General features: G+C 70.1%; 28 protein-coding genes. 12 read left to right on the plus strand and 16 right to left on the minus strand.

What is annotated here, in order from left to right:
• Both ACWCOV_RS07510 and ACWCOV_RS07515 read right to left on the minus strand, forming a co-directional pair.
• The coding region (locus ACWCOV_RS07510) for an ABC transporter substrate-binding protein (protein ID WP_449828401.1) at positions 1–526 on the minus strand (526 nt) is incomplete at its 3' end.
• A gap of 105 nt (positions 527–631) precedes the next feature.
• The gene (locus ACWCOV_RS07515) at positions 632–1717 is read right to left on the minus strand and encodes a substrate-binding domain-containing protein (RefSeq protein ID WP_449828402.1); all 1086 of its coding nucleotides are present in this window, start codon (positions 1715–1717) and stop codon (positions 632–634) included.
• A 103-nt stretch (positions 1718–1820) separates the two neighbouring features.
• Here ACWCOV_RS07515 and ACWCOV_RS07520 point away from each other — a divergent pair, with 103 nt between their 5' ends.
• Both ACWCOV_RS07520 and ACWCOV_RS07525 read left to right on the plus strand, forming a co-directional pair.
• Positions 1821–2435, plus strand: a complete 615-nt coding sequence (locus tag ACWCOV_RS07520) for a DUF624 domain-containing protein (RefSeq protein WP_449828403.1) — start codon at positions 1821–1823, stop codon at positions 2433–2435.
• A 58-nt stretch (positions 2436–2493) separates the two neighbouring features.
• A complete protein-coding gene (locus ACWCOV_RS07525) occupies positions 2494–3978 on the plus strand; it encodes a DHA2 family efflux MFS transporter permease subunit (RefSeq protein ID WP_449828404.1) in 1485 nt (494 codons plus the stop codon).
• Positions 3979–4021: 43 nt separating this feature from the next.
• On the opposite strand, the gene ACWCOV_RS07530 is transcribed toward ACWCOV_RS07525, so the two are convergent.
• Complete coding sequence (locus ACWCOV_RS07530) at positions 4022–4585, minus strand: hypothetical protein (RefSeq protein ID WP_449828405.1); 564 nt, start codon at positions 4583–4585, stop codon at positions 4022–4024.
• 181 nt (positions 4586–4766) lie between these two features.
• On the opposite strand from ACWCOV_RS07530, the gene ACWCOV_RS07535 reads away from it, so the two are divergent.
• Entirely contained in the window at positions 4767–7247 is a 2481-nt protein-coding gene (locus ACWCOV_RS07535) for a Tex family protein (RefSeq protein WP_449828406.1), read from the plus strand.
• Positions 7248–7309: 62 nt separating this feature from the next.
• A complete protein-coding gene (locus ACWCOV_RS07540) occupies positions 7310–7855 on the plus strand; it encodes a dihydrofolate reductase family protein (protein WP_449828407.1) in 546 nt (181 codons plus the stop codon).
• A gap of 38 nt (positions 7856–7893) precedes the next feature.
• Here ACWCOV_RS07540 and ACWCOV_RS07545 read toward each other — a convergent pair whose 3' ends face one another.
• On the minus strand, positions 7894–8670 hold the full coding sequence (locus ACWCOV_RS07545; RefSeq protein WP_449828408.1) for a GNAT family N-acetyltransferase: 777 nt from the start codon (positions 8668–8670) through the stop codon (positions 7894–7896).
• A 9-nt stretch (positions 8671–8679) separates the two neighbouring features.
• Complete coding sequence (locus tag ACWCOV_RS07550; RefSeq protein ID WP_449828409.1) at positions 8680–9129, minus strand: helix-turn-helix domain-containing protein; 450 nt, start codon at positions 9127–9129, stop codon at positions 8680–8682.
• Positions 9130–9195: 66 nt separating this feature from the next.
• Between ACWCOV_RS07550 and ACWCOV_RS07555 the strand changes: the two genes are divergently transcribed.
• A complete protein-coding gene (locus ACWCOV_RS07555; RefSeq protein ID WP_449828410.1) occupies positions 9196–10437 on the plus strand; it encodes an MFS transporter in 1242 nt (413 codons plus the stop codon).
• Here the strand turns inward: ACWCOV_RS07555 and ACWCOV_RS07560 are convergent.
• Positions 10361–10777: a winged helix-turn-helix transcriptional regulator gene (locus tag ACWCOV_RS07560; RefSeq protein ID WP_449828411.1), complete on the minus strand. Its 417-nt coding sequence runs from the start codon at positions 10775–10777 to the stop codon at positions 10361–10363. The two genes, ACWCOV_RS07555 and ACWCOV_RS07560, sit on opposite strands and share 77 nt — an antisense overlap.
• A 66-nt stretch (positions 10778–10843) precedes the next feature.
• Here ACWCOV_RS07560 and ACWCOV_RS07565 point away from each other — a divergent pair, with 66 nt between their 5' ends.
• The 3 genes from ACWCOV_RS07565 (at position 10844) to ACWCOV_RS07575 (ending at position 13006) form a co-directional block, all read left to right on the plus strand.
• Positions 10844–12220, plus strand: coding sequence for an MFS transporter (locus tag ACWCOV_RS07565; protein WP_449828412.1), 1377 nt, complete (start codon positions 10844–10846; stop codon positions 12218–12220).
• Between the two features lie 280 nt (positions 12221–12500).
• On the plus strand, positions 12501–12695 hold the full coding sequence (locus tag ACWCOV_RS07570) for a hypothetical protein (RefSeq protein ID WP_360519270.1): 195 nt from the start codon (positions 12501–12503) through the stop codon (positions 12693–12695).
• Complete coding sequence (locus ACWCOV_RS07575) at positions 12692–13006, plus strand: hypothetical protein (protein WP_449828413.1); 315 nt, start codon at positions 12692–12694, stop codon at positions 13004–13006. The genes ACWCOV_RS07570 and ACWCOV_RS07575 overlap by 4 nt, the downstream gene beginning before the upstream one ends.
• Positions 13007–13247: 241 nt before the next feature.
• Here ACWCOV_RS07575 and ACWCOV_RS07580 read toward each other — a convergent pair whose 3' ends face one another.
• From ACWCOV_RS07580 to ACWCOV_RS07590, 3 genes are all read right to left on the minus strand, one after another.
• The gene (locus ACWCOV_RS07580; RefSeq protein ID WP_449828414.1) at positions 13248–14000 is read right to left on the minus strand and encodes a hypothetical protein; all 753 of its coding nucleotides are present in this window, start codon (positions 13998–14000) and stop codon (positions 13248–13250) included.
• Positions 13993–14118, minus strand: a complete 126-nt coding sequence (locus ACWCOV_RS07585) for a hypothetical protein (RefSeq protein ID WP_449828415.1) — start codon at positions 14116–14118, stop codon at positions 13993–13995. Before ACWCOV_RS07585 ends, ACWCOV_RS07580 begins: the two co-directional genes overlap by 8 nt.
• Before the next feature lie 324 nt (positions 14119–14442).
• A complete protein-coding gene (locus tag ACWCOV_RS07590) occupies positions 14443–15177 on the minus strand; it encodes a methyltransferase domain-containing protein (RefSeq protein WP_449828416.1) in 735 nt (244 codons plus the stop codon).
• 254 nt (positions 15178–15431) lie between these two features.
• Between ACWCOV_RS07590 and ACWCOV_RS07595 the strand changes: the two genes are divergently transcribed.
• A complete protein-coding gene (locus tag ACWCOV_RS07595) occupies positions 15432–16163 on the plus strand; it encodes an aminoglycoside phosphotransferase family protein (protein ID WP_449828417.1) in 732 nt (243 codons plus the stop codon).
• A 3-nt stretch (positions 16164–16166) separates the two neighbouring features.
• Here the strand turns inward: ACWCOV_RS07595 and ACWCOV_RS07600 are convergent, their stop codons facing one another.
• Entirely contained in the window at positions 16167–16523 is a 357-nt protein-coding gene (locus ACWCOV_RS07600; protein WP_449828418.1) for a nuclear transport factor 2 family protein, read from the minus strand.
• Between the two features lie 117 nt (positions 16524–16640).
• On the opposite strand from ACWCOV_RS07600, the gene ACWCOV_RS07605 reads away from it, so the two are divergent.
• Together ACWCOV_RS07605 and ACWCOV_RS07610 are read left to right on the plus strand one after the other, a co-directional pair.
• Positions 16641–17435, plus strand: a complete 795-nt coding sequence (locus ACWCOV_RS07605; protein ID WP_449828419.1) for a helix-turn-helix domain-containing protein — start codon at positions 16641–16643, stop codon at positions 17433–17435.
• Entirely contained in the window at positions 17432–17938 is a 507-nt protein-coding gene (locus ACWCOV_RS07610; protein ID WP_449828420.1) for a DinB family protein, read from the plus strand. Before ACWCOV_RS07605 ends, ACWCOV_RS07610 begins: the two co-directional genes overlap by 4 nt.
• Positions 17939–17975: 37 nt before the next feature.
• Here the strand turns inward: ACWCOV_RS07610 and ACWCOV_RS07615 are convergent, their stop codons facing one another.
• Together ACWCOV_RS07615 and ACWCOV_RS07620 are read right to left on the minus strand one after the other, a co-directional pair.
• Positions 17976–18989 (minus strand): hypothetical protein, encoded by a 1014-nt coding sequence (locus ACWCOV_RS07615; RefSeq protein ID WP_449828421.1) that lies wholly within the window; start codon positions 18987–18989, stop codon positions 17976–17978.
• The gene (locus tag ACWCOV_RS07620) at positions 18989–19504 is read right to left on the minus strand and encodes a SigE family RNA polymerase sigma factor (protein ID WP_449828422.1); all 516 of its coding nucleotides are present in this window, start codon (positions 19502–19504) and stop codon (positions 18989–18991) included. The genes ACWCOV_RS07615 and ACWCOV_RS07620 overlap by 1 nt, the downstream gene beginning before the upstream one ends.
• Positions 19505–19680: 176 nt before the next feature.
• Between ACWCOV_RS07620 and ACWCOV_RS07625 the strand changes: the two genes are divergently transcribed.
• Entirely contained in the window at positions 19681–20883 is a 1203-nt protein-coding gene (locus ACWCOV_RS07625) for a hypothetical protein (RefSeq protein WP_449828423.1), read from the plus strand.
• 91 nt (positions 20884–20974) lie between these two features.
• On the opposite strand, the gene ACWCOV_RS07630 is transcribed toward ACWCOV_RS07625, so the two are convergent.
• From ACWCOV_RS07630 to ACWCOV_RS07645, 4 genes are all read right to left on the minus strand, one after another.
• Entirely contained in the window at positions 20975–21871 is an 897-nt protein-coding gene (locus ACWCOV_RS07630; RefSeq protein WP_449828424.1) for a hypothetical protein, read from the minus strand.
• Positions 21872–21935: 64 nt separating this feature from the next.
• A complete protein-coding gene (locus ACWCOV_RS07635; protein ID WP_449828425.1) occupies positions 21936–22838 on the minus strand; it encodes a hypothetical protein in 903 nt (300 codons plus the stop codon).
• Positions 22835–23368, minus strand: a complete 534-nt coding sequence (locus tag ACWCOV_RS07640; protein ID WP_449828426.1) for a SigE family RNA polymerase sigma factor — start codon at positions 23366–23368, stop codon at positions 22835–22837. The genes ACWCOV_RS07635 and ACWCOV_RS07640 overlap by 4 nt, the downstream gene beginning before the upstream one ends.
• 63 nt (positions 23369–23431) lie before the next feature.
• Entirely contained in the window at positions 23432–24814 is a 1383-nt protein-coding gene (locus ACWCOV_RS07645; protein WP_449828427.1) for a diguanylate cyclase, read from the minus strand.
• Positions 24815–24898 lie beyond the last annotated feature (84 nt).

Raw genomic sequence — 24898 nt, forward strand, 5'->3', positions numbered from 1 at the left:
CCGGGTCCAGGCCGGCCTCCTTGAACGCGCTCTTGCGCAGCGCGACCGCGCGGGCGTCGGCGAGCAGCGGGTAGGCGAACAGCTTGTTGTCGTACGTCGCCGCCGGGATCAGCGCGGCCACGCTCTTCTCCCGGATCACGTCCGGCGTGACGCCGTACTTGCCCAGGTCGGCGAAGATCCGCTTCGAGGCGAACGGCTGGACCCAGCCGACACCGGTGACGATCACGTCGTACGGGATACCGGCCGCGATCGAGGTGGACAGCTTCTCGTTCAGGTTCGTGTACGTCGCGAAGTCCGGCTCGACCTTCATCTTCGGATAGGTCTTCTGGAAGTCGTCGACGACCTTCTGGAACTCCTCCCGGCCCTGGGTACTGGGCGGGAAGGACGGGATCAGCACCCGTAACGTCCCGGTGGCCTCGGCCGGCGGGACGCCGTCCGTGCTCTTGTCGATCACCCCGTTGCCACAACTGCTGACCAGCACGCTGAGCGCGGCCGCCAGCACGGTCAGTCCCACACCACGTCTCACAGGGGAGCTCCTTCGCTGCCGAGCCTGGGTTTTGCCCAAGTGCAGCGAAAGTATGGGAAAGGGCTTTCCTCGTCAATACCTGAACGCTCGAATGATCACTATCGATCAGTTCCGGAACAAAGCGATGCCCGGTTCCACGCTGCGGGCCGCCCCACAGGACGTCCGGATGTTGAGGTCCGGCAGCAGGCTGAGGTGCTGCACCGGGCCCGGACCGGTCTGCAGTTTGCGCAACAACAGCTCGCAGGCCATCTCCCCGAGGGCGAACTTGGGCGGGCAGACAGCAGTCAGCGGTACGACGGCCAGCGCAGCCGTCACGTCGTTGTACGCGATGACGGCCAGGTCCTCGGGCACCCGCAGACCACGCTCCATCGCCCGCTCGACCAGCCGTGCGCCGTGCTCGTCGGAGTGCACCAGCACCGCCCGGCTGCCGAACGACTCACACTCGGCCAGGAACGCGTCGAGCTGCGCCACCGCGGCCGGATCCTCGCCGTGCGCCGGCAGGTCGACCGGAGACAGGAACAGCTCGACGTCCAGCGTGGACGCGGCCGCCTCGATCCCGCGCCGCAGCCAGTGCGCCGTCACGGTGGCCTGCAGGTTGATCGCGACCCGCCGGTGCCCGAGGTTCACGAAGTGCCGCAGCGCGAGCATGGCGCCGTACGCGTGGTCGGTGCGGACATGGTCGTACTCCCGTGCCATCTGCGGGAACCCGAACGCCCGCTCCATCAGCACGACCGGCACGTCGATCTCGTCCAACCGGGAGCCGAGCCGGTCGGCGTCGCCGTCACCGAGCGCGGTGCTGATCAGCAGCCCCGCCACCCCGACCCCGAGCACCCGGTCGATCCGCTCGCGCTCCTTGTCGGCGTCGTACCCGGAGACCCCGAGCACCAGGCGGGCGCCGTACCGGTCGGCCATCGCCTCGGCGCCGCGGATCACGTCGGAGTAGTACGACGCCGCACTCGGTACGACGATGCCGATGGTGAGCTGGCTGCCGTGGCCGGCCCGTCCCTCCGGGCTGGCCCCGATCGCGCCACCGTGCACCCGGCGGAGCAGGCCGGCGGAGTCCAGCTCCGCGAGGTCCCGGCGTACTGTGATCGCGGAGACGCCGAGCTCGGCGGCCAGCTCGGCCACCCGGAGCCGGCCGTGCCGCCGCAGGCTCCGCAGGATCAGCTCGTGGCGCTCCGGTGCAAGCATGCAGTCCCCTTGCGGTGTCCCAGTGATCCCGTGCAGTGATCTGGCGCGTGATTGAACGTGATCATACGATCAACGCAGCCCGCGCGGAACGAGGAGGCAATCAGTGGAAGGTGCCGGCCGGACCAACGCCGTCCTGGCGAAGCTGACGATGATCGGCGACCTGCTCGTGCTGCAGCTGGTCTTCCTGGTCCTGAGCGTCGGCATCGTCACGCTGTTCCCGGCCGCGTTCGCGATGCAGCGGGTGGTCCCGGACGCGATCAGCCAGGACCGGCCGGCGCTGCTGAAGCGGTTCTTCCAGCAGTTCCGCTGGGCGTTCCGGCGGTTCTGGCTGCTCGGGCTGGGGCTGTACTTCGGCGGCATCGCGCTCGCCTTCGGCCTGGCGTTCTGGGCGTACAGCGACGGCGTGGTGCGGATCCTCGCGCTGGTGGTGCTGATCCCGCTGACCGGGATGATCGTCGGCCTCTACCTGAGCGCGCTCGCCGTCCTGCCCGCGGCCGGTGACGAGACGACCACGAAGAGTCTGTTCCGGTCCGCGAACCTGTTCCTGCTCCGCCGGTCGCTGCCGGTCGCCGGTGGGGTGGTCGCGCTGTTCACCTGGTTCGCGCTGGTGTCGCAGGTCGTGACGCTGTTCGTGGTCGGATCCGGCCTGGTTCCGGCGCTGATCGCCTACTGGATGTCGAGGCCGGCCAGAAAAACTTCGGCGGACGTGTCAATCTGAGCCCTCCTGGTCCGACGTAAGGGTGTAAGGCCCCTTCGGACCAAGGAGAGAACCGGAAATGTACGCGACGACCGAACCCCTGGCGACGACGCCGGCCGCGCAGGGCGGCCGCTCGCGCTGGCTGGCCCTCTACACACTGTGCGCGGGCATGTTGATGATCGTGCTCGACGTCACGGTGGTGAACGTGGCCCTGCCGGCCATCCAGGACGACCTCGGCTTCACCAGCTCCTCGCTCGCATGGGTGGTGAACGCCTATCTGATCGCCTTCGGCGGCCTGCTGCTGCTGGCCGGCCGGCTCGGCGACCTGCTCGGCCGCCGGAACGTGTTCGTCGGCGGACTGATCGTCTTCACCGCCGCCTCGGTGCTGTGCGGGCTCGCGCAGAGCCAGGAGGTGCTGGTGATCGCCCGGTTCGTCCAGGGTGTCGGCGGCGCGCTGACCTCCGCGGTGATCCTGGGCATGATCGTGACCCTGTTCCCCGAGCCGCGCGAGCAGGCCAAGGCGATCGGCGTCTACGCCTTCGTCGCCTCGGCCGGTGGCTCGATCGGCCTGCTCGCCGGCGGCGTCCTGACCCAGGCGATCAACTGGCACTGGATCTTCTTCGTCAACCTGCCGATCGGCGCGCTGACCGCCGTACTGGCTGTCCGTCTGATCGGCAAGGACAAGGGGCTGGGGCTGGGCCGCGGCACCGACGTGCCGGGCGCCGTACTGATCACCGCGGCGCTGATGGTCGGCGTCTTCACCATCGTCAAGCCGGCCGCCGAGGAAGGCTGGACCGCACCGCGGACGCTCGTGCTCGGCCTGGTCACCGTCGTCCTGCTGGCCGCGTTCATCGTCCGCGAGGCGACCGCCGCGAACCCGCTGGTGCCGCTGCGGATCTTCCGCTCCCGCAACCTGACCGGCGCGAACCTGGTCCAGGCACTGACCGGCTCCGGGATGTTCGGCATCTTCTTCCTGGGCTCGCTCTACCTGCAGCGGGTGCTCGGGTACGACGCTCTGGAGATCGGCCTGGCGTTCCTGCCGACGACCGTGGTGATGGGCCTGCTGTCGGTGAAGTTCTCGGACAAGCTGGTGATGCGGTTCGGTCCGCGCCGGCCGCTGATCGTCGGACTGGTGCTGATCGTGGCTGGGCTGGCCCTGTTCACCCAGGCGCCGGTCGGTGGCAACTACGTCGTCCACGTGCTGCCCGTGCTGGTTCTGCTGGGGCTGGGCGCCGGTATCTGCTTCCCGGCACTGATGGGGCTGTCGATGGCGGACGTGAAGCCCGAGGACGCGGGTCTGGCCTCCGGCCTGATCGGCACCACGGCGCAGGTCGGCGCTGCCCTGGGCCTGGCGGTCCTGGCCACGCTGTCCGCCACCCGCACCGCCGGCCTGGAGGCCGCGGGCAAGGCTCCGCTGGACGCGCTGACCTCCGGCTACCACCTGTCCTTCGCGATCGCGGGCGTCATCGTGGCCGCCGCGGTGGTCATCGCCTGCACCCTGATGCGCCCGGCCAAGCAGCCGGTTGAGGCGGCTCCCGAGGAACTGGCTCTGGAAGCAGCCTGACGTGTACGGCGACCTCCCCGCACCCAGCGTGTGGGGAGGTCGTCTATTTGCGGTGCCTGGCGTGGGTTTCCGCGTACCACTGCCACCAAGCCAGACCGCGGCGGCGAGCGCCGATGGTCAGCAACAACATGGCCAGCAGAAGGAGAGCCAACCCGCTACCGACCAGGCCGAGGCCAAGGCGCGAGGTGTTCTTGTCCGCGACCCACTTCTGCGCGTCGACGAGGGCCAGCGCCTTCGTGGGTTCGGACTGCCGGTAGACGATGTGCAGCGGCGAGGCGTACCGAGTGCCGGCGGCGGGCGTCTGAACACCTTCCGCCATGCCCTGCCGATCGCTCTCGATGTGGTCGAGGGTGGTCCGGATCCGGTCCACGCCACCGGCCGTGAAGTCGACGCGCACCTCGCTGATCGCCGGCCGGCCGGCGCCACCGGTGACCTCGACCTGGACGGAGTCGGCCACCGTCTCGATCCCGTTGTCGAGCAGCTCGCGGCTCAGTCGCTGCCGGGACGAGACGTCGATCAGCACCAGGGCGCCGAGCACGATCAGGACGACTGCGGGCAGCGCGATCCACGTCGGCCACCGACCCCGGGACTCGTACTCCCGGCTCATCGGCGTACCGCCGTGTCGAACTGCGCCATGTGTGCCTCCCCAGGCCGTGGCGTGATCATTGCACGGAAGATGTCCACAGGGTGGGGTATCGGGTTTCGGGGTGGGGGGTGGAATGGGGAAGGATATGGGCCACGCGGGTGCGGGTCGCCCGGGCAGGTTGTCGGTAGAGGGGAATCGGACAGTGGTGGTGCAGTCGGTCGAGCAGCGGATCGCCAGCGAGCTGGAGGTCGGCGAGAACCAGGTGCGGGCAGCGGTGGCGCTGCTCGACGAGGGGTCGACGGTTCCGTTCATCGCGCGGTACCGCAAAGAGGTCACCGGGATGCTCGACGACGCGCAGCTGCGCACGCTCGAGGAACGCCTGCGGTACCTCCGCGAGCTGGAGGAGCGCCGGCAGACGGTGCTCGAGTCGATCGAGAGCCAGGGCAAGCTGGACGACGCGCTGAAGGAGCAGATCCTTGCCGCCGACACCAAGTCGCGGCTCGAGGACATCTACCTTCCGTTCAAGCCGAAACGCCGGACCAAGGCGATGATCGCCCGCGAGGCCGGGCTCGAGCCGCTCGCCGACGGGCTGCTCGCCGACCCGGACGTCGAGCCGTTCGCGGCCGCCGCGGTGTTCGTCAACGCCGAGGCCGGGGTCGCCGACCCGCAGGCGGCGCTGGACGGCGCGCGGGCGATCCTGGTCGAGCGCTTCGCGGAGAACGCCGACCTGATCGGCGAGCTGCGGGAGCGGCTGTGGACGCAGGGCCGGCTCGCCTCGGCGGTCCGGGAGGGCAAGGAGACCGACGGCGCGAAGTTCTCGGACTACTTCGACTTCGACGAGCCGTTCACCAAGATGCCCTCGCACCGGATCCTCGCGATGTTCCGCGGCGAGAAGGAGGACGTGCTCACGCTGACCGTCGAGCCACTCCCGGCCGGCGTCGAGCCCGACGGCCCGACCGAGTACGAGACGACGATCGCCCGCGCCCACGGCATCGAGAACCAGGGCCGCGCCGCGGACAAGTGGCTGGTCGAGACGGTCCGCTGGGCCTGGCGGACGAAGATCCTGGTGCACCTGGGCATCGACCTGCGGATGCGGCTGCGGCAGGTCGCCGAGGACGAGGCGATCCGGGTGTTCGCGGCCAACCTGCGCGACCTGCTGCTGGCGGCCCCGGCCGGCACCCGGGCGACGATGGGCCTGGACCCGGGCTTCCGGACCGGCGTGAAGGTCGCCGTGGTGGACGCGACCGGCAAGGTGGTCAACACCGGCGTCATCTACCCGCACGTCCCGCAGAACCAGTGGGACAAGTCGATCGCCACCCTGGCCGCGCTCGCCGCCGCGCACAATGTCGAGCTGATTGCCATCGGCAACGGGACGGCGTCGCGCGAGACCGACAAGCTGGCCGCCGAGCTGATCGCCAAGCACCCCGAGCTGAAGCTGACCAAGGCGGTCGTCTCCGAGGCCGGCGCGTCGGTGTACTCGGCGTCCGCGTTCGCCTCGCAGGAGCTGCCCGGGATGGACGTGTCGCTGCGCGGCGCGGTCTCGATCGCCCGTCGGCTGCAGGACCCGCTGGCCGAGCTGGTGAAGATCGACCCGAAGTCGATCGGCGTCGGCCAGTACCAGCACGACCTCGCCGAGAACGCCTTGTCCCGCTCGCTCGACGCCGTCGTCGAGGACTGTGTGAACGCGGTCGGCGTCGACCTCAACACGGCGTCCGCGCCACTGCTGACCCGGGTCTCCGGGATCACGCAGGGGCTGGCCGACAACATCGTCCAGCACCGCGACGTCAACGGCCCGTTCAAGTCCCGCACGGCGCTGAAGGAGGTGCCGCGGCTCGGGCCGAAGGCGTTCGAGCAGGCGGCCGGCTTCCTCCGGATCCCCGACGGCGACGACCCGCTGGATGCGTCCAGCGTGCACCCGGAGGCCTACCCGGTGGTCCGCCGGATCCTGGACGCGACCGGCTCGGACCTGAAGGCGCTGATCGGGTCGGCGGAGCTGAAGCGGCTCAAGGCGGCGGACTTCGTCGACGACATGTTCGGCCTGCCGACCGTCACCGACATCCTGGCCGAGCTTGAGAAGCCAGGTCGGGACCCGCGGCCCGCGTTCAAGACCGCGGTGTTCGCGGAGGGTGTAGACAAGATCGCCGACCTCAAGCCGGGGATGCGGCTGGAGGGCCAGGTCACCAACGTCGCCGCGTTCGGGGCGTTCATCGACATCGGCGTCCACCAGGACGGGCTGGCGCACGTGTCGGCGCTGTCGAAGAACTTCGTCAAGGACCCGCGCGAGGTCGTCAAGCCCGGTGACATCGTCAAGGTGAAGGTGCTCGAGGTCGACATCCCCCGGAACCGGATCTCGCTGACGCTGCGGCTCGACGACGAGCCCGGCGCCGGCCCGGGCGGACGGCCGGGCGACCGCGGTGCGCGCGGCGGCAACCAGGGCAACCAGGGCAACCAAGGCGGCCGGGGCCAAGGCGGCCGGGGCCAGGGCGGTCGCGGGCCCGGCGGTCAAGGCGGTCGCGGACCGGGAGGTCAAGGCGGTCAGGGCGGCCGGGGTTCCGGTGGTCAGGGCCGTGGCGGGCGTGGGCCGGGCGGTCAAGGTGGCCGGGGCGGCTCGCAGCCGGAGACGCCGATGGACGAGACCTCGCTCGCCGACGCGTTCCGGAAGGCGGGCTTCACCGTCCGTTGATGTCGACGGGTGGCGGTCGGGTCCGACGTACCAGCCGAAACTCGCCCTGAGGAGGAGTGCTGATGCGGGACTTGGTCGTCACCCAGAACATCACCGTGGACGGCGTCGTCGAGGCGGGTGACTGGTTCGACCCGGGCGGCGGCGGGCAGGACCTGCTCGACGTGCTGAACGAGCAGGCGGCGCGGGCGGACGGGTTCCTGACCGGGCGGCTGACGTTCGAGTCGATGCGGGAGTTCTGGCCGCGGCAGACCGACGACACGACCGGGGTCACCGCTTACCTGAACCAGGTGCACAAGTACGTCGTCTCGACCACGCTGCAGGATCCCGGCTGGGAGCCGACCACGATCCTGCGCGACCTGGACGACGTACGGCGGATCAAGGCCGAGCCGGGCCGGGACATCGTCTGCACCGGCAGCATCAGCCTCGCGCACGCGCTCATCGCAGCGGACCTCGTCGACGAGTACAGGCTGTTCGTCTACCCGACCGTGGTCGCCACCGGCCGCCGTCTCTTCCCGGACGGCACACGGCAGTCCCTGCAACTGACAGCCAAACAAGCCTTCGACTCCGGCATCGTCCTACTGAGCTACCGGCCGCTGCGCGAGAACTGAAAGGTCGGTGCTGGAGCTGGAAGCCCGTGGGAGGTAGGTCAGCGGAGGTCGGCCAGGTGGCCGCCGGGGTCGCCCAGGTGGACGGCGGTGGCTTTGGGGGCGTAGCCGAGGCGGCGGTAGATCCGGTCGGCGCCGTCGTCGCCGGGGGTGAGCCAGGCGAGAGTGGCGCCGGCGAGGGTGAAGGCGTAGTGGGTCGCGTAGGCCGTGGCGATTGCGCCGAGGCCGCGGCGGCGGTGGGTGTGGATGGTGCCGACGCCCGCGACCTCGGTGACGCCGTCCGCGACTGCGGTCCAGGAGGCACTCGCGGCGGCAACACCGTCGACGCGGACGAGGACACAACCGCCGTTGACCGGGTCGGAGTGCCGGCCGAAGTCGGCACCGGGCATGTCGTAGGCGTCGGCCGAGACCGCGTTCGCCTCGGCCTGCGCCTCGTCGGTCGCCGTCACCTCGACCGTGACACCGTCCGGGAGCTCCGGAAGTCGCAGGTCAGCCGGCTCGACCACGAGCAGCGGCGGACGGGAGACGATCGTCATCCCCTGGGCCTCCAGGGCCTCGGCCAGCCCCGGGTTGGCCTCGTCGACGAGCTCGGCACTCAGCCAGCGGCCTTCGGCCGCGAATGCCTGACGGATGGTCGCGATCGCCCACGGGACCTCGTCCGGGTCGAACGCCTTGCCGGGTTCGGCCGCGAGCATCGCGGACAGGTACCAGGCATCGTCGTCGTGCAGCAGCCCCACCAAGGGCCCGGCCACCACCTGACGCTTCGACCTCGACGATCCGGCCAACTGAGCCGCGGCAATCCGCGCACCGATCTCCATGCTCGGACCCTACGGCTCGCGCACCACACCACTCGACTGCTTATCCCGATCGGCGAGCAGCAGCAGGTCGAGGAGGCGGTCGACGTCGGCGGTCGAGGGTGAGCGACCCAGTACGACGGCCAGCGAGTCGAGGGTCGCGATCAGACCGGCCCGGACCGCGGCGCGCGGCCGGGACTGGCCGGCCGCGACAGCCGCGACCACGTGCGCGGCTCGAGGAGACGCCGCCAAGAGGTCCGCGCCGATCGAGGTTGACGGGGCCGGTTCGTCGGGTCCGATGCGCACCTCGAGCCGGGCGCCGAGGGCCGTGGCGAGGCGGTCGAGGGCGGAGACTGTCGGGTTGCCGCGGCCGTTCTCGAGGTTGGCGATGTACGGCACGGACAGTCCGGCGTCGACGGCGACCGACGCGATTGTGCGACCGGCGGCCTTGCGGCGCTCGCGCAGTACTTCACCTAGTTCCACAGCAAATAGCCTATTCCCACAGAACACTATTGCCAAGAACTATCTCCTCAAGATAGCTTGCGGATCGTGAGGAACCGCGACTTCCGCCGGCTGTGGATCGGCAACGGCATCTCCGGGATCGGGTCCTGGCTGCTGATCGTCGCGATCCCCTTCTACGTCTTCGACCTGACCGGTTCCCCGGTCGCGACCGGGCTGGCGCTGGCCCTGGAGGCGCTTCCGGCCTTGCTCATCGGGCCATGGGCCGGCGTCCTGCTCGACCGGTGCGACCTGGTCCGGGCGATGTGGATCGCCGACCTGGTCAGCGCCGCCGCGGTCGCGCTGATCCTGTTCGCCGACACGGAGCGGATCTGGCCGATCTACCTCGCCATCCTGATCGAGAGTACCGCGACCACGGTCTTCCGCCCGGCCTCCCGGGCACTGCTGCCCGCAGTCGTTGGCACCGGCAACGATCTGGCGGCGGCGAACTCGCTGAACGCCTTCACCGGAAGCGCAATCCGGCTCGCCGCACCACCACTCGGCGCGCTCCTCCTGGCCGGTCCCGGCATCAGGTTCGTGCTCGCCGTCGATATCGTCAGCTATTTGTTGTCCGCGGCAATCATCGCGACCGTCCGCACCCGCCGGCACGCGACAACGGAACGATTCGACAGCCCACTGGCCGGCTTCCGGTACGTCGCCGGACACCGGGCTCTGCGCGGAGTCCTGCTCGGCCAAACGGTCTTCCTGACCGCGAACGCCGGCCTGACCGCACTGCTCGTCCCGTTCACCGTCGACCGCCTGCACGCCCCCGGATACGCACTCGGCTACCTGATCTCCGGCCTCGGCGCCGGCTACCTGATCGGTGCAGCGCTGAGCACAAAAGCCCTGACCTGCTTGAGGATTCGCGACCTGCTCGTCGTCACCCAGCTCGCCAACGCAGCAGGTTACTTCGCCCTCTTCAACTCGCCGAGCGTCCCCTGGGCGATCGCCGCCGCGGCCCTCATCGGCCTCCCCGGCAGCATCCTGCTGATCACGGCCGAGACCGCCATCCAGCGGACCGCGCCGGCCGGCATGCTGGGCCGCGTCGGGGCACTCTTCTTCGCGGCCGACTCGCTCGCCCTTCTCGTCGGCGCGCTTGCCGCCCCCGCGTTGACGTTGGCCCTCGAGCTACCCCTGACGCTCAACGTGCTCGCGGGGTTCGCCGTCCTCGCGGGGGGTCTGACGCTGGTCGCCGTACCGGGTCATCCGGCGAACTTCACACGGACGCCGCTGCCGCGTCGTACCTGGCCCGGGCGGCCGCGATCTCGGACTGGTGGGTCTCGGTCCAGGTGACCAGGGACTGGATGGTGGCGTGCAGGGTGACGCCGAGCGGGGTGAGCTCGTAGTCGACCCGCGGCGGCACGACCGGGTACACGGTCCGGCTGACCAGGCCGTCGCGCTCGAGCTGACGCAGGGTCACGGTGAGCATCCGCTGGCTGATCCCGTCGATGGTCTTCTTCAGCTCGGTGAACCGCATCGACTCGGTGTCCAGCAGCGCGATCACCAGCAGGGACCACTTGTCGCCGATCCGGTCCAGGATCTGCCGGACGTCACAGTCCTCGCGGGTGTCCCACTGGAACGCCTCCTCGGTGCAGCAGGAGTGACTCAGTTCCTTTGAAGTGCCTTCTTCCACAACTCCTCATAGTTCCTGATGATGGGGTCAGTTACAAGAGGTAACCGACATCTCTAAGGAGTCTTCGTGTCGTCAACCGTCACCCAGGAGCGGCTCACCGGCCGCGCCTGGGCCGTTCTGTTCGTGCTCTGCGGCGCGATCTTCCTCGAAGGCATCGACGTCTCGATGATGGGCGTCGCGCTGCCGTCCATCCGGGCCGAGCTCGGCCTGGCCACCGGCGAACTGCAGTGGATCGTCAGCGCCTACGCGCTCAGCTACGGCGGCTTCGTGCTGCTCGGCGGCCGGGCCGCGGACCTGCTCGGCCGACGCCGGATGTTCGTCGGCTGGCTGGTCGTGTTCCTGCTGTTCAGCGGCCTCGGCGGGTTCGCCACCGAGGGCTGGGTGCTGATCCTGGCCCGCTTCGCCACCGGCGTCGCCGCCGCCTTCATGACCCCGGCCGGCCTGTCCATCATCACTACGACGTACCCCGAGGGACCGCAGCGCACCAAGGCCCTCCTCGTGTACGCCGGTACCGCGGCCGGCGGATTCTCGTTGGGCATGGTCACCGGCGGACTGCTCACCGCGATCGACTGGCGCTGGGTGTTCTTCGCGCCCGTGATCGTGTCGGCGGCGATCCTGGCCGGGGCGATCGCCCTGCTCCCGCGGGACGCCCCGACCACTCAACCCCGCCAGAGCTTCGACATCCCTGGGGCCCTCACCTTGACCGGCGCCATGCTGCTGGTGGTGGCAACCGTCGTACGGGCGCCGGACGTGTCGTCGGCGCAGACCCTGGCGACCGGCATCGGCGGCTTGGTCCTGCTGGCCGCCTTTGTGGCGATCGAGAAGCGATGCGCCACACCGCTGATCCGGCTCGGACTGCTGCGGAACGCGGCGCTGATCCGGGCCAACGTCGGGGCGATCCTGCTGGTCGGCTCGTTCGTCGGGTTCCAGTTCGTGGCTGTGTTGTACCTGCAGGAGTTGCTGCACTGGTCCGAACTGGAGACCGGGCTCGCGTTGATGGTGATCGGTATCGACTCGGTGCTCGCGCCGACGCTCACGCCGTGGCTGGTGAATCGCTTCGGCAACGGACGGGTGGTGTTCGGCGGGTTCATCCTCGCGGCGATCGCGTATGCGGCGTTCCTGCCCCTGGGGTCGAGCTTTGCGGTCATGCTGCCGGCGTTCCTGCTGCTCGGGCTCGCGTTCGCGCTCGCGTATGGGCCGTTGACGATCGCGGCGACCGAGCGGGTGTCGGAGGACGAGCAAGGGCTGGCGAGCGGCGTGCTGACGACATCGTTCCAGTTCGGGTCGGCGCTCGGGCTGGCGGTCGTGGCCGCCGTACTGACCGCCGCGGACGAGCTCACGGTGGACGGATTCCGCAACGGGCTGATCGTGCCGCTGGCGGCAGCCGTGCTCGGAATCGTGATTTCGATACCGGTACGTAAGCAGGTGAGCGCAAACGGTTAGCAGGACGTCATACATTTCGGTTCCGATCGAAAAAGCGGCGCTGCCGAATCGTTATTGGCAAATTCCTGCAAACCTTCTTGACAGGACATTTTCAGTGGTCCAGTCCAGTCCGCTGCACCCGCTCTGACCAGGGAGTTCGTAGGGTTTCCCTACTCTGCGTTAGGTGTCTGTAAAGGTCCCTTCGGAACTGTTCCGGAGGGGCCTGCGGGTGTTGTGTTCTTTTCACAGCACCGGACAAAGCCGTCCGGGGCGCCGACCGAGACTGCCAAAGGGATCGCTGATGACCGAGACGCTCGAGACCCCCGCCTCGCACCGCCGCGTGCGGGTCTGGTTCGGCGCTCACCCGATCGCGGACCACACCGCCACAGCGGACCAGGCAGCGCAGTACGAGGAAGCCATGCGGCGGCGGTTCGCCTCCCTCCGGGTGACAAGCGAGCCCGTGCTGGTGGACAGCACCGCGGAGCCGGGACGATGACCACCCGGCCGACGGTGCTCGGGTACGTCCGGGCCGACGCGCTCAGCTGCGCGGAGGAGCTGGCCGCGGCGACGGATTCTCTCGCCGCCTTCGCCAGCGCCGAGGGGTTCACCCTCGGCACCGTGTACACCGAGCGCGACGCGGCCGAGTCCGCGGCCTTCCACGCACTGCTCGAGGAGGTGAAGCGGACCGAGGTCCGCGCCGTCATCGTACCGACGATGAACCACCTCGGCTCGGTCGGCGCCCCGGCGGCCATGCGGCAGCACCTCGAGTTCCACCAGGCGCACGTCTGGGCGGTCGACACGAGATAACTCCACACAGGCAAGCGGAGCTGACGTCTTGACCCCTGCATCGGCGTCGGTTCCGCTCTCCACCTCCACAGCTGCACCGGGGATGCCCGGGCGGTAGTGGACCAGCCAAGGCCCCACCGGCTGCTACCGGTGGGGCCTTGCCGTTGGTTGGGACCGCCAGCCCATCACAACCGTGCTCCGGTCCGGCCGGCGAGCGTGCGCGGCGCGGATCGGGGCGATTGTGATGGCCTGGCGGTCCGGGTCAGGCGACGATCTTGTAGCCGTACCGCGTCATCACCGCGGCGACCGCGGAGTTGAAGACCCCGGTGACCTCGAGCTCGAAGTGCAGCTGCACCTTGCGGATCACCCGCTGGAAGTGCAGGTGCCACGGCACGCCCTTCGGCGGCACCGTCTCCGCCTTCGTGATCGCGCCGACCTTCGGGTGCGCGGCCCAGGCGATCACCCGGGCCCGGTCCGCGCCCCACTCGCCGGTCATCACGTCGTGGGTCCGCGCGTGCGCCATCGCGCCGAGCGAGATGGTCGAGTCGGGCACCGGCTGGGCCGGCGGGTGCGCCTTGAGGTACAGCTCCCAGGTCATCCCGTAGTACCCGGACGGGCCGTCGTCCTTGCCCCGGTTGGCCAGCCCGTTGCGCTTGCGGCGGTACTCCGCCACCTGGTGCGCCGCGCCCCGGGACAGGTCCTTGTCGCCGATCGCGATGGCGTGCACGTGGTACGGCCAGTTGCCCTGCACCGGCGTCCGCAGCCAGGCCGCGAACCCGACCTGCCGCAACGCCTTCACGACCGCCTGGCGCTGCGCCGCGCTCTTCGAGGCGACGTCGATGTCGACCGCACCGCCGCCGTCGTGGGTGCCGGCCGACGCGGTCACGCCACCGGCGTTGTACGACCCCTGCAGGATCGCGAACTTCGACTTGTAGAGCTTCTCCGCGGCCTCGACCATCGCCGCGGTCCGCCTGTTCAGCTGCTTGCCCCGCCAGACGATCCTTGCCTCAGGCATCGGCCGGCTCCTCGGCCGGGACCGCCGCGAGAATCAGCTCCGCGTCCTCCGCGGCGCCGAGCGCCTCCAGCTCGTCCAGGTCGTCGTCGGTCAACTCGTCGTCGAACAGGTGCGACATGCCTCATCCTTCCCCCGGTCACGTCCCGTGGGCCTCCCCCGGTCACGGAATCGCCGTACAGCGTAGGCGGGCCCGGGGTCGGGGGGACCCGTCCTTGCGGGCAGCGAAGGTTCGATGAATGTGAAGATCCCGCGCAGATCCGCGTGCCGGTATGTATGATCCGCCCCCGGTTGGGGTACCTGTAGGTGGTCCCGCGGTTCGGTCAGTGCCATTCGGGCATGGGTGGTGTTCACCGAGCCGCGAGTTCTCCCACTGAGGGGCGGGAGAACGACCGGCCCCGGCGGGCGTATCCCCAGGGTGCGCCCGCCGAGTTCGGACCTCTGCTCAGAGTGCGGACGCGACGAACAGGTACCGGTTCAGGCTGAAGAAGTAGCTGCTGCCGAGCGCCCGCAGGTCGTCCGCCCACGCGCGCGCCTCGTCCGCGCCGACCCCGGTCCGCCCGGACACGAACTCGGCGATGATGTCGATCAGGCCCGCGCTCAGCGTGTGCGCGTCGTACCCGGCGTTCAGCATCGGCACCACCTGCAGGTGGGTGAGCGTGAAACCGCTCTTTTCGAGTACGTCGCCCAGCGTGCGGGGCAGATGTGGGTCGACCAGGTGCTCCTCGAACGCGGTCAGCACCCGCTGCATCCGGGCGTCATCGCTCGACCGCCACACCACCGAGTCCCAGTCGGTGTCCAGCAGTACGACGCGACCGGCCGGCCGGAGCACCCGCCGTACCTCCTCCAGCGCGCCGGCGACGTCGTCGACGTACTCGAAGACCTGGGTCGAGACCACCACGTCGAAGCTCTCCGCCGGGTGCGGGATGTTCGTCGCCGACCCCGGCTCGAGCTCGATCCGCGGTCCGCCCGGCACGTCGGCCCGCGTCTGCGCGATCGCCAGCATGCTGTCGCTGATGTCGATCCCGCAGATCCGCCCGTCCGGCCCCACCTCCGGCGCCATCTCGGCCGCGAGCAACCCGGGCCCGACCCCCAAATCCAGCACCCGATCCCCCGGCCGCAACGCCAACGCCGCCCGAACCACCCGCCGCTGCTCCACCACGTCCGGCGCGGTGTACACCACCTCCACCTGCCGCGAAATCCCCGTATCGAACTGCAACCCATCTCCGCCCATGCCCCACATCATGGTCCGCCGGTCGCTGGGCGGACAGAGCTAATTGAGGGGCAGACCGATCTGCCCCGGGCTAGCTTGGGCAGGTGATCGAGCTGCCTGAGGGGTTTCTTGGGATGCCGCGGTGGTGGCGGGAGGGGGAGGAGTGGCTGGCTGGGTTGCCGGGGGCGGTGGAGCGGCAGTGTGCGGCTTGGGGGGTGGCGGTGAGTGGGGAGGTTGCGTACGGGTCGAACGCGATCGTGGTGCCGGTCGGGGCAGATCGGGTCTTGCGGATGTCGCCGCCGGGGCGTGAGGTCGAGGAGCTGGCGCATGCACTGGGGTGGTGGGACGGGCGGGGCATGGTCCTGATGTACGACGTCGACGTCGAGGCCGGTGCGATGTTGCTGGAGCGGTTGTCGACGCCGTTGACGACCAGGCCGGTCGAGGAGGCGGTCGCCGTACTCGGGCAGCTGATGCGCCGACTGGCAGTACCAGCGCCCGAGGACGCGCCACACACCACCGACGTTGTGACCAGGCGGTCGGCGGAGTTGGAGGCCGAGTGGGAGCAGCACGGCCGGCCGTTCGACGTCGGCATCCTGCGCGAGGCGCTCGCCGTCGCGCCGCAGCTCGCCGAGACCGCGTCGGACCACGCGGTCAACGGCGACCTGCATTCCGCCCAGGTGCTCGCAGGGACGCGCGAGGACTGGCTGACGGTCGACCCGGTGCTGATGCGCGGCGACATCGCGTACGACCTCGCCCGGGTGCTGTGGACCCGCCTCGACGAGATGACCGACATCGTCGCGCACTTCGACATCGCCGTACGCGAAGCCGCCCTGGACCGCGACCGCGCCCGCGACTGGGTTGTCTTCCGTGCTGTGGACTACTGGCTCTGGGGTCTCTCGGCCGGCCTCACCGAGGACCCCGTCCGCTGCGCCCGCCTGGTCTCAGCCTTCTGACGTTCAGTGCGCGGGGGCGAAGTCGTGGAAGCCGATGACCCGCTGGATGCGGCCGTCGGCGGTCAGCAGCACGATGTCGGTGCCGCCCGCGACCGGCTCCTGCCCCTCGGCCTTCAGGTGCCAGGTCCAGCGCAGGTAGCTGTGGTGCTCGTCGATCTCGCCGATCCGGACGAAGGCCAGGCCCGGGAACATCTGCTGGGCGCCGCCGACCAGCTTGTTCAGCTCGTCGTGGCCGGTGGCCTCGAAGCTCGGGTCGACGAAGGTCCCGTCGGTGGCCCAGCTCGCCTCGATCAGCGCGGCCCGGCGGTCGGCGTCGGCCTCGTTCCACATCGCGAAGTACTGGTCGGCCAGGGTGCTCATGGTGTGTCCTCCTGAGTCGGAATCTGCTGATGACCAGAACCCTGCCGCCGGACGCCGTACCCGGTCGATGACGCCGGAGGTAATGGCGGCGACCACCCCACCGGTTACGGTCGGAGCATGGCAGTGACGATCGAGGAGACGTTCCAGCGCCCGGTGGGTGAGCTGCTGCGCGGCTGGCGGGAGCGCCGCCGGCTGAGTCAGCTCGAGCTCGCGAACCGGGTCGAGGTGTCCACCCGGCACGTGAGCTTCGTCGAGACCGGGCGGTCGAAGCCGAGCCGCGAGATGGTGCTCCGGCTGGCCGAGCACCTCGACGTGCCGCTGCGGGACCGCAACCAGCTACTGCTGGCCGGTGGCTTCGCGCCGATCTACAGCGAGGCCTCCCTGCACTCGCCGTCGATGCTCGCGATCCGTACGACGCTGCGCCGCCTGCTGAAGGCGCACGAGCCGTACCCGGCGCTCGTGGTGGACCGCTGGTGGAACATCGTCGAGCACAACGCCGGGATCGCGATCTTCACCACCGACGTCGACGAACAGTTGCTCAAGGCACCGATCAACGCGCTCCGGCTCACCCTGCACCCGGACGGCCTTGCCCGCCGGCTGACCAACCTCGCCGAGGTCCGCGCGGCCGCCCTCGCCGGCCTGCAGCGCCAGGTCTCCAGCACGGCGGATCCCGAGCTCCAGGACCTGTACGACGAGTTGCGCGGGTACGCCGCCGACGACAAGCCGGCGCAGCCCGGGCCGGCCGAGGTCGTCGTACCGATGAATCTCCGGCACGAGGGACATGAGTTGTCGCTGCTCACCACGATCGCGACGTTCGGCACGCCGCTCGACGTCACCGTGTCGGAGCTGATGATCGAGTCGTTCTACCCGGCCGACGAACCGACCGCGGACTTTCTGCGAGGCCTCTCGTGACGCAGCCGCCGCCGCAAGAGGTCGGCGACACGATCGAGTTGCACCTCGGGTTCCTGGATTTCTACCGCGGGGTGATCGAGACCAAGCTGACCGGGATGAGCGAGGCCGAGCTGACGTCCAGCCGGCTGCCGTCGGGCTGGTCGCCGCTGGAACTGCTGAAGCACTTGGTGTTCATGGAACGGCGCTGGCTGCGCTGGGGATTCGCCGCCGAGCAGGTCGACGAGCCGTGGGGTGACTCCGGCGGCGACCCGGACGGCCGGTGGTCGATCGGGCCCGACGATACTTTGGCCGGGCTGATCGCCCGGTTGCACGAGGGTGGCGCGACCACCCGGCGCCTGGTGACCGGGGTGGATCCCGCCACCCGTGCCGCGACCGGCGGCCGATTCGGCGAGGTACGGCCGACGGTGAACTGGATCCTCTTCCACGTGCTGCAGGAGTACGCGCGGCACGCCGGCCACCTCGACGTGGTCCGCGAGCTCGCGGATGGGGTCACCGGCGAGTAGGGACTCGCATTCACCTACTCGCCGGTGACCGAGGGCCCTACCGGTTGGGTGAGGAGGGGTGACCGGTGGGGAAGCTCGGGGTGTCCGTGGGGATGCTCGGCTTTGTGGTGGGGAACGACGGCATGGTCGTTGGGATGCTCGGCTGCTTGCCCGGGTCGACGGTGACCTTCACACCGCCGGAGACCGTCACGGTCGGCACGGCCGGCTTCGGCGCGGACGGCTTGGTGCTCGGCGTCGGCAACGACGGCTTGCCCGGCAGGGTCGGCTTCGGCGCCGGCGCGGACGGCTTCTCGGACGGAACACCGTGCACGCAGTCCGGCAGGGTCGGCGTCGCGGCCGGCACCGATGGCTTGGCGGACGGAAGCTCACTCGGGACCGCCACCGACGGCAGCGTCGGCTTGGTGGTCGGCAGCGTCGGCCTGACCGACGGAAGCGACGGCTTGTCGCTCGGGATCGACGGCGTGCCCGGCAGCGTCGGCGCGTTGGTCGGGATGCTCGGCTGACCGGTCGGGATGCTCGGCCTGCCGGTCGGGAAGCTCGGCTTGTCCGTGGGCTTCGGCGGCAACGACGGCGTGCCGTGCGGCAGGGACGGCGTACCGTTCGGCAGCGTCGGCTTGCCGGCCGGGATGCTCGGCGTCCCGGGCAGCGAAGGCTTCACCGACGGCACGGTCGGCTTGCCCGGCCGCGACGGCTTGACGCTGGGCGGCTGGTTCGGGTCGATCGTCTTGTGCACCGAGATGGTGGCCTTCGGCAACGTCGGCTTGCCCGGCAGGCAGGTCGGGTCGACCGACGGCGTCGGGGTCTCGGCCGGAACCACGGCCGGCACGGACGGCTTGCCGTCCCCGGCCAGCAGGTTCTTCGCGGCGGTGGGCCCGCCGACCGCGGCGGACACCGTCGCAACGGTTCCGGCCAAGGCGGTGACGCCCGCCGCGGCCAGTCCACGGCGGAGCCAGGCCAGCCGCTTGCCGCGCCGCATCAGCTCGGACGCGTTCGGCTGCCAGGGCTCCAGGTCGTACTCGAGAGCGCTGCGTACCCGCTGCTCGTCACTCATCAGTGTCCTCCAACTCCTGTTTCGATCAGGTCGGGTGCCAGCCGCAACTTGGCCAGGGCGCGGGACGCCGTGCTCTTCACGGTCCCGGCCGCCATGCCCAGCAGCTCGGCAGTCTCGGCCTCGGAGAGATCCTGCGAGTAGCGCAGCGCGACCACGGCTCTCTCCCGCACGGTCAGACCGGCGAGCGCCGAGAGCACGGCCTCCCTGGTCTGGACCTCGCCGGCGAAGTCCGCCACCGCTCGCTGGTCCCAGTCGTTGACCACCGGGTCGCTGGGAACCTCGTTGTTCCAGCGCCGCCGGGACTGGGAGAGGAACCGGTTGACCAGGACCCGGCGTACGTAGCGCAACGGGTCACCGTCCAGCCGGTGCCATTTCGGATAGGACCGCATCAACGCCTGCTGCACCAGGTCCTCGGCGGTGTGCCGATCGCCGCACAACATCTCCGCGAAGCGGAGCAAGGGGGTCGACTGTGCCAACACGAAGCGCTCGAAGTCGGCGTCCGCGGTCCGGGTCATCGAATCTCCTCTGCCTTTGTCACACCGGTCCAAACCCGCTGGGTGATCGATCAGGTTCTGTCCGTACACCAACTCCTTCGAAGAAATTTATTGACGGGCTGTACAGATGCCAGGTTGATTTGTCACATTGGGTCGAGAAGCGCAGCACACCTTCACCGCCCCGGAGGTAACCGCCCATGCGTATCACCCGATGTGTGCAGCTCACGGCCGGTCTGGCCGCGACGCTCGCGATCTTCACCGCCACCTTGCAAAGCACCGCCGCTACCCCGGCCGATCCGGTCGCCGTCACGGCCCAGCCGGTGGCCGGGTCCAGCAACGTGAAGGTCGAGGGCAGCCGGATCATCCTCGGCGACGCCCCGGCCGCGATCGGCTCCAGCGAGATCAAGCAGCGCTCGGGCCTGGCCGAGCTCACTCCGGTCCGCTTCGACGCCGCCAGCTCGGCCGTCGTCGTCGGGTACACGTCCGGCACGCCGGACGGTTCGTCGGCCGAGGTCGACGTACGGGCCTGGGTCAAGGACAAGTGGACCGAGTGGACCCCGGCCAAGGCGGGTACGCCGACCGCGCTGCCCGCTGCGAGTGACCAGGTCCAACTGCGGATCATCGTCAGCGCGCCACCGGCCGGCGGCAGCCCGTGGGTCGGCGGCGTGACGGTGCAGCCGACCGACCAGGTCGACCCGAGCCGAATGACCATCCAGGCCGCGCCGCTGAAGTCCCGCGTCTTCGCCACCCGCGAAGGCCTGGTCGGCGGTACGACGGCCAACGGCCACGTGATCGTGAACCGCGACCACTTCGTCGCCCTGCCGTCCCGGCGCGGACTGTCCGCGAACGGATCCGGCACCTACTCGGTCAAGGTCTGCACGGCGTCGCGGTGCGCCTTCGAGCCGGTGTGGGACGTCGGCCCGTGGAACACCAAGGACGACTACTGGAACCCGAGCGCGATCCGGGAGATGTGGAAGGACCTGCCACAGGGCCGTCCGGAGGCGCAGGCGGCGTACCAGAACGGCTACAACGGCGGTAAGGACCAGTTCGGCCGGACGGTCGCGAACCCGGCCGGCATCGACCTCGCGGACGGGACGTTCTGGGACGGGCTCGCGCTGACCAACAACGCCTGGGTCGACGTGACATACCTGTGGACCGGCGACGGCGGCCGCGGCACGGTGTCGATCTCGTCCGGTTACCTCAACGTGCGGAACGCGGCCAGCTCCTCCGGCGCGATCGTCGGGATGGCGGGCAAGTCCGCACAGGTGACCGTCGAGTGCCAGACGACCGGTCAGAGCGTCACCGGCTCGCAGGGCACCAGCAACATCTGGCTCCGCGTGCACCCCGGGATGTACGTGGCGAAGGCGTGGGTGTCGGCGGGGACGTTCGCTCGTTGCTGAACGCCCAGGCCATCACAATCCCGCCCGCGGCGCGGCTCGCCGGGGGGCGAGCGCATTCGGCGGCGATTGTGATGGCCTGGCGGTTCGCACCTCAGCAGCCGTGGCTGATCTGGGCGCAGGTGTCCTCGCCCCAGGTGAGGAGGAAGTTCCGTAGCGGCTGGCCGTTCGGCGCCCACAGGACGACCTTGATCTGTGGGCCTTCGGCCGATCCTTCCTTCCAGGGTGTCGCGGTCTGGTGCTGCATCACCCAGTAGTTGCCGTTGACGACGGCCTGGGTGGTTTTGCCGTCGGGGAAGGTGTAGGAGATCTTCGCGACGTTCGACGGCAGCTGACCGGCGGCCCAGTAGTACTCGTACTGCTTGCCCTTGATCGAGATCAGGTTGTTCGCGACCGTGAACGCCTCGGCGTCGCCGGGCGCGGGCCTGGCGATCTTCGTGGGCTGCCGGATCGAGCCTTCGCCGCTGCCGTTGCGGGCGAAGGCGGTGTCGCAGCCGGCCCAGTACTTGCTGTCGGCAAGGATCAGCACGGCGCCGGGGGCGCCGTTCACCTGGGCGACGACCTTGGCACTGGGGCCTGGCACCGGTTCACCGCGATCGGCGGCAACCTGCTTCAGCCAGCTCTTGCAGGCGGCGACGGGATCGGCCGGCGGCGCTTGCTCGGCCGGTTTCGTGGCGGTCGGCTTGCGGACCCCCACGGAGCTCGGGATCTGGCTCGGCGTCGGCACGGCACTCGAAGGTGTCGGCACAGCATGAGTCGGCGTCGGCGCTGGGGTTGCGAGGTTGCTCGGGGTCGGGGCCGGAGTCTCCAGCCCGGCCGGGCTCGGCGTGGCGGCCGGGGTGTCCGATCCCCCCGCGACCGCGGTGTCTGCCGACGAGTCCCGGTTGCGGGCCACCGCCGTACCGGCGATTGCGACTCCGGCCACCGCCGCGACGGCGAGCCCGCTCACCAGCAGTCTGACCATCCGCCGCTTCCGGTCCTGTTCGATCATCGTTGCCCTTTCGTCCGGTCGGTTCGGGCTGAAGGACGCCTGGAAAGGCCGGAAAGGTTCTGTCTCAGCAGCCGTGGGTGATCTGGGCGCAGGTCTGCGTGCCCCAGTTCAACCGGACGTCGTTCAGTACGGCGCCGGTCTCCGACAGCAACTGGACCCGGACGCGATCGCCCAGATCGTGAGCGCCGGACGGCTGGGTGGAGACGTGTCGCATCATCCAGAAACCGTTGCTGACCTTGGCATCCACGACCGCGCCGTCGACGAAGCTGTACCGCACGGTCGCGACACCGCTGGGCAACATCCCCGCCGCCCAGAAGTAGTCCCGCTGACCGGCCGCCGTCTCGATGACGTTGTTCGCGACCGCGAACGCGTCGTTGTCCTGGACGGCCGGCTTCTGAAGCCTGGCCGGCCGCCGCGCCGACGGGGTCGACCGGAACGTGGTGTCGCAGGCCATCCAGTAATTGCTGTCAGCAACGATGATCAGGCTGCCGTCCAGGGCGCCGCGCTGCTTGGCGGCCGGGCCGGGAGCCGGCTCGCCGGCCGAGGCCGCCAGGCAACTCGTGACCGTCGGCGGTGTCGGCGTACCTTGCGTGCCGGTCGGCGGGTCGGAGGCGGCCGGCCCCGGCGTCACACCCGATCCTGCTGTCACGGTCGCCCCCGGCGTCAGGTGCGACGGCAGCGGCGTAGGGCGGACCGTCGGCGTCGGCGTCGGCTCGGTGGACACGACCAGCGGTGGATCCGCGGGCTCGGGCGCGGTGCCGAGGGTCCAGTCGCCGGCCAGGAGGCCGCCGGCGGCTACCGTGAGCACCGCGACCGAGGCGACTCCGGCGGTGGCGAGGCCGCGGACCTTCCGGCGGCGACGTGCGCCCGCGATCACCCGGGCCGGGTCGAGCGGCGTGATGGTGTCGTCCGGCGCGAGGGCGGCCCGCAGGTCGTCCTCGGGGGTGACTCTCCGCTCGTCGTTCATGCTCGTTCTCCTACATACCGGCCGCTCAACTCCGGCGCCGTGCGCAGCTTCTCCAGCGCCCGGGCGTTCGCGCTCTTCACCGTGCCGACCGCGACCCCGAGGACAGCCGCGGTCTCCTTCTCCGTCAGGTCCTCGACGTACCGCAGTACGACGACCGTCCGCTCGCGCCTCGTCAGGGTCGCCAGCGCGGCACCGATCGCGACCCGGCGGGCCACCGCTCCGGCTGGATCGGCGACCGACGCACCGAGGTACTGGTCGAGCTCCACGGCGTCGCCACTCGGCCGCTCGCGCCAAGGACGACGCCGCACCCAGGACAGGTGCTGGTTGACGACCGCCTGCCGGACGTAGCCGAACGGGTCGGCCATCTCGATCCGCTCCCAGCGCAGGTAGGCCTTCTCCAGCGCCGTCTGGACCAGGTCCTCCGCGAGTTCGGCGTCGCCGCAGAGCATCCGCGCGAAGTGCACCAACCGCGCGGACCTGGCCAGCACAAAGGCGGTGAAGTCGTCGTCACGACTCCCCGGACTCGCCATACCCTCTCCGTCCTGCAGCCCTCACACACAGGACGCCGTCCCCGGCCGAAAGGTTCTGCCGGGTCAGCTGCGATCGGTGGGAGCCGCAGCCCCGGTGGCCACCGCATGGTCGGCCGGAGCGACATCACGGTCCGCGGGACGGTCCATCGGAGCGGCCGCCGGAGTCGGGAGCGGCCGCGGCGGGGGTACGACGTCCGCGGCCAGGCGGACGCGGTTGCGGCCGGCGGCCTTGGCGGCGTACATCGCCCGGTCGGCCCGCAGCAGGAGGTCGTCGACGGTGATGCCGTCCGCGGGGTAGACGGCGACGCCGATCGAGACGGTGAGGTGGAAGGTGTCCGGATCCAGGTCAGGCTCGTCCAGGACGCCTGCGCACATCGCGGCCAGCGGGCTCGCGGCGACGGCGTTGCGGAGCCGGTCCGCGGTCACGGTCGCGTCGTCGAGGCCGGTGTCCGGCAGCGCGATCACGAACTCCTCGCCGCCGAACCGGCCGATCACGTCCTTGGCCCGGATCGCGCTGCGCAGGATGGTCGCGACCGCGCGCAGCGCCTCGTCGCCGACCAGGTGGCCGTGCCGGTCGTTGACCTGCTTGAAGTGGTCGATGTCGATCAGCAGGACCGCCATCGGCTCGCTCTGGTTCCGCGCGGCGCGCAGCAGCTCCTCGGTCCGCCGGCGCCACCAGTCGACCCGGGTCAGGCTCGTCTTCGGGTCGGTCTGCACCTCGGTCTCGAGCTGGGTGAGCAGCAGCGCCCGCTGCGCGGTCAACGTGATCGGGATCGCCACGAACGCGAACCAGGGGCTGACCAGGCAGGCTGCCGCGAGCAGGCAGCCGAGCGTCGCGGCCGTCGCGTCGGTGCACAGGTCGTCCTTGCCGCCGAAGGCCTCCCGCCAGCTGCTGCCGGGGAGGATGAGCGAGATCGCCAGACCACAGAGCACGGTGTCGGTGACGACGTACGCCATCCCGGCCGCGACCATCGACACGACCAGGGCCAGCCCGCCGCCTCCGGTCAGGTCGCGCACCGCGGTGAAGACGGTGTGCGCGGAGCCGACCGCGAGCACGTGCACCGCGGTCGAGAAGGCCCAGCGGTACAGGATGCACTTGCCGGCCCGGATCCGCCACCAGATCCGGAGCAGTACGGCCACCAGGATCGCCAGCGCGGGGTGGAGCGCGATGGCTGCCGCGATCATCCAGGCCGGCGCGAGATCCTTGTGCAGCGCGCCACCGCGGCGGCGCCGGTTCTCCACCCGGCGCGCGCCCTCGACCGAGATCAGCGCCGAGACGGTCAGCGCGAAGACCACGTCGAGACCGCGCCAGCTCGGCAGGCCGGTGAAGGCCTGCACCGCGGACCCGACGGCGGCGAGGTCGACAAGCACGACAACAGCGAACGCCGGGACCGTCAGGGTCCACAGCGCCCATTGCCGCATCGCTCGCCTACTCTGCGCAACCATTACGTAACACCGTACGACGAGTCGGCGTCTGGTCCCAATCCGCGGCGGCGCGCTGTGGATGACGATGTGGAAACGATGGACACT

Source organism: Kribbella sp. NPDC002412 (assembly GCF_053592935.1).

Coding starts and splice junctions, on each gene's coding strand:
- ACWCOV_RS07625 (WP_449828423.1), top strand. CDS start 19,681: ATGCGTATCACCCGATGTGTGCAGCTCACGGCCGGTCTGGCCGCGACG.
- ACWCOV_RS07585 (WP_449828415.1), bottom strand. CDS start 14,118: ATGTCGCACCTGTTCGACGACGAGTTGACCGACGACGACCTGGACGAG.
- ACWCOV_RS07645 (WP_449828427.1), bottom strand. CDS start 24,814: ATGGTTGCGCAGAGTAGGCGAGCGATGCGGCAATGGGCGCTGTGGACC.
- ACWCOV_RS07605 (WP_449828419.1), top strand. CDS start 16,641: ATGGCAGTGACGATCGAGGAGACGTTCCAGCGCCCGGTGGGTGAGCTG.
- ACWCOV_RS07545 (WP_449828408.1), bottom strand. CDS start 8,670: ATGGAGATCGGTGCGCGGATTGCCGCGGCTCAGTTGGCCGGATCGTCG.
- ACWCOV_RS07580 (WP_449828414.1), bottom strand. CDS start 14,000: ATGCCTGAGGCAAGGATCGTCTGGCGGGGCAAGCAGCTGAACAGGCGG.
- ACWCOV_RS07635 (WP_449828425.1), bottom strand. CDS start 22,838: ATGAACGACGAGCGGAGAGTCACCCCCGAGGACGACCTGCGGGCCGCC.
- ACWCOV_RS07640 (WP_449828426.1), bottom strand. CDS start 23,368: ATGGCGAGTCCGGGGAGTCGTGACGACGACTTCACCGCCTTTGTGCTG.
- ACWCOV_RS07575 (WP_449828413.1), top strand. CDS start 12,692: ATGACCACCCGGCCGACGGTGCTCGGGTACGTCCGGGCCGACGCGCTC.
- ACWCOV_RS07600 (WP_449828418.1), bottom strand. CDS start 16,523: ATGAGCACCCTGGCCGACCAGTACTTCGCGATGTGGAACGAGGCCGAC.
- ACWCOV_RS07525 (WP_449828404.1), top strand. CDS start 2,494: ATGTACGCGACGACCGAACCCCTGGCGACGACGCCGGCCGCGCAGGGC.
- ACWCOV_RS07630 (WP_449828424.1), bottom strand. CDS start 21,871: ATGATCGAACAGGACCGGAAGCGGCGGATGGTCAGACTGCTGGTGAGC.
- ACWCOV_RS07570 (WP_360519270.1), top strand. CDS start 12,501: ATGACCGAGACGCTCGAGACCCCCGCCTCGCACCGCCGCGTGCGGGTC.
- ACWCOV_RS07615 (WP_449828421.1), bottom strand. CDS start 18,989: ATGAGTGACGAGCAGCGGGTACGCAGCGCTCTCGAGTACGACCTGGAG.
- ACWCOV_RS07540 (WP_449828407.1), top strand. CDS start 7,310: ATGCGGGACTTGGTCGTCACCCAGAACATCACCGTGGACGGCGTCGTC.
- ACWCOV_RS07515 (WP_449828402.1), bottom strand. CDS start 1,717: ATGCTTGCACCGGAGCGCCACGAGCTGATCCTGCGGAGCCTGCGGCGG.
- ACWCOV_RS07530 (WP_449828405.1), bottom strand. CDS start 4,585: ATGAGCCGGGAGTACGAGTCCCGGGGTCGGTGGCCGACGTGGATCGCG.
- ACWCOV_RS07620 (WP_449828422.1), bottom strand. CDS start 19,504: ATGACCCGGACCGCGGACGCCGACTTCGAGCGCTTCGTGTTGGCACAG.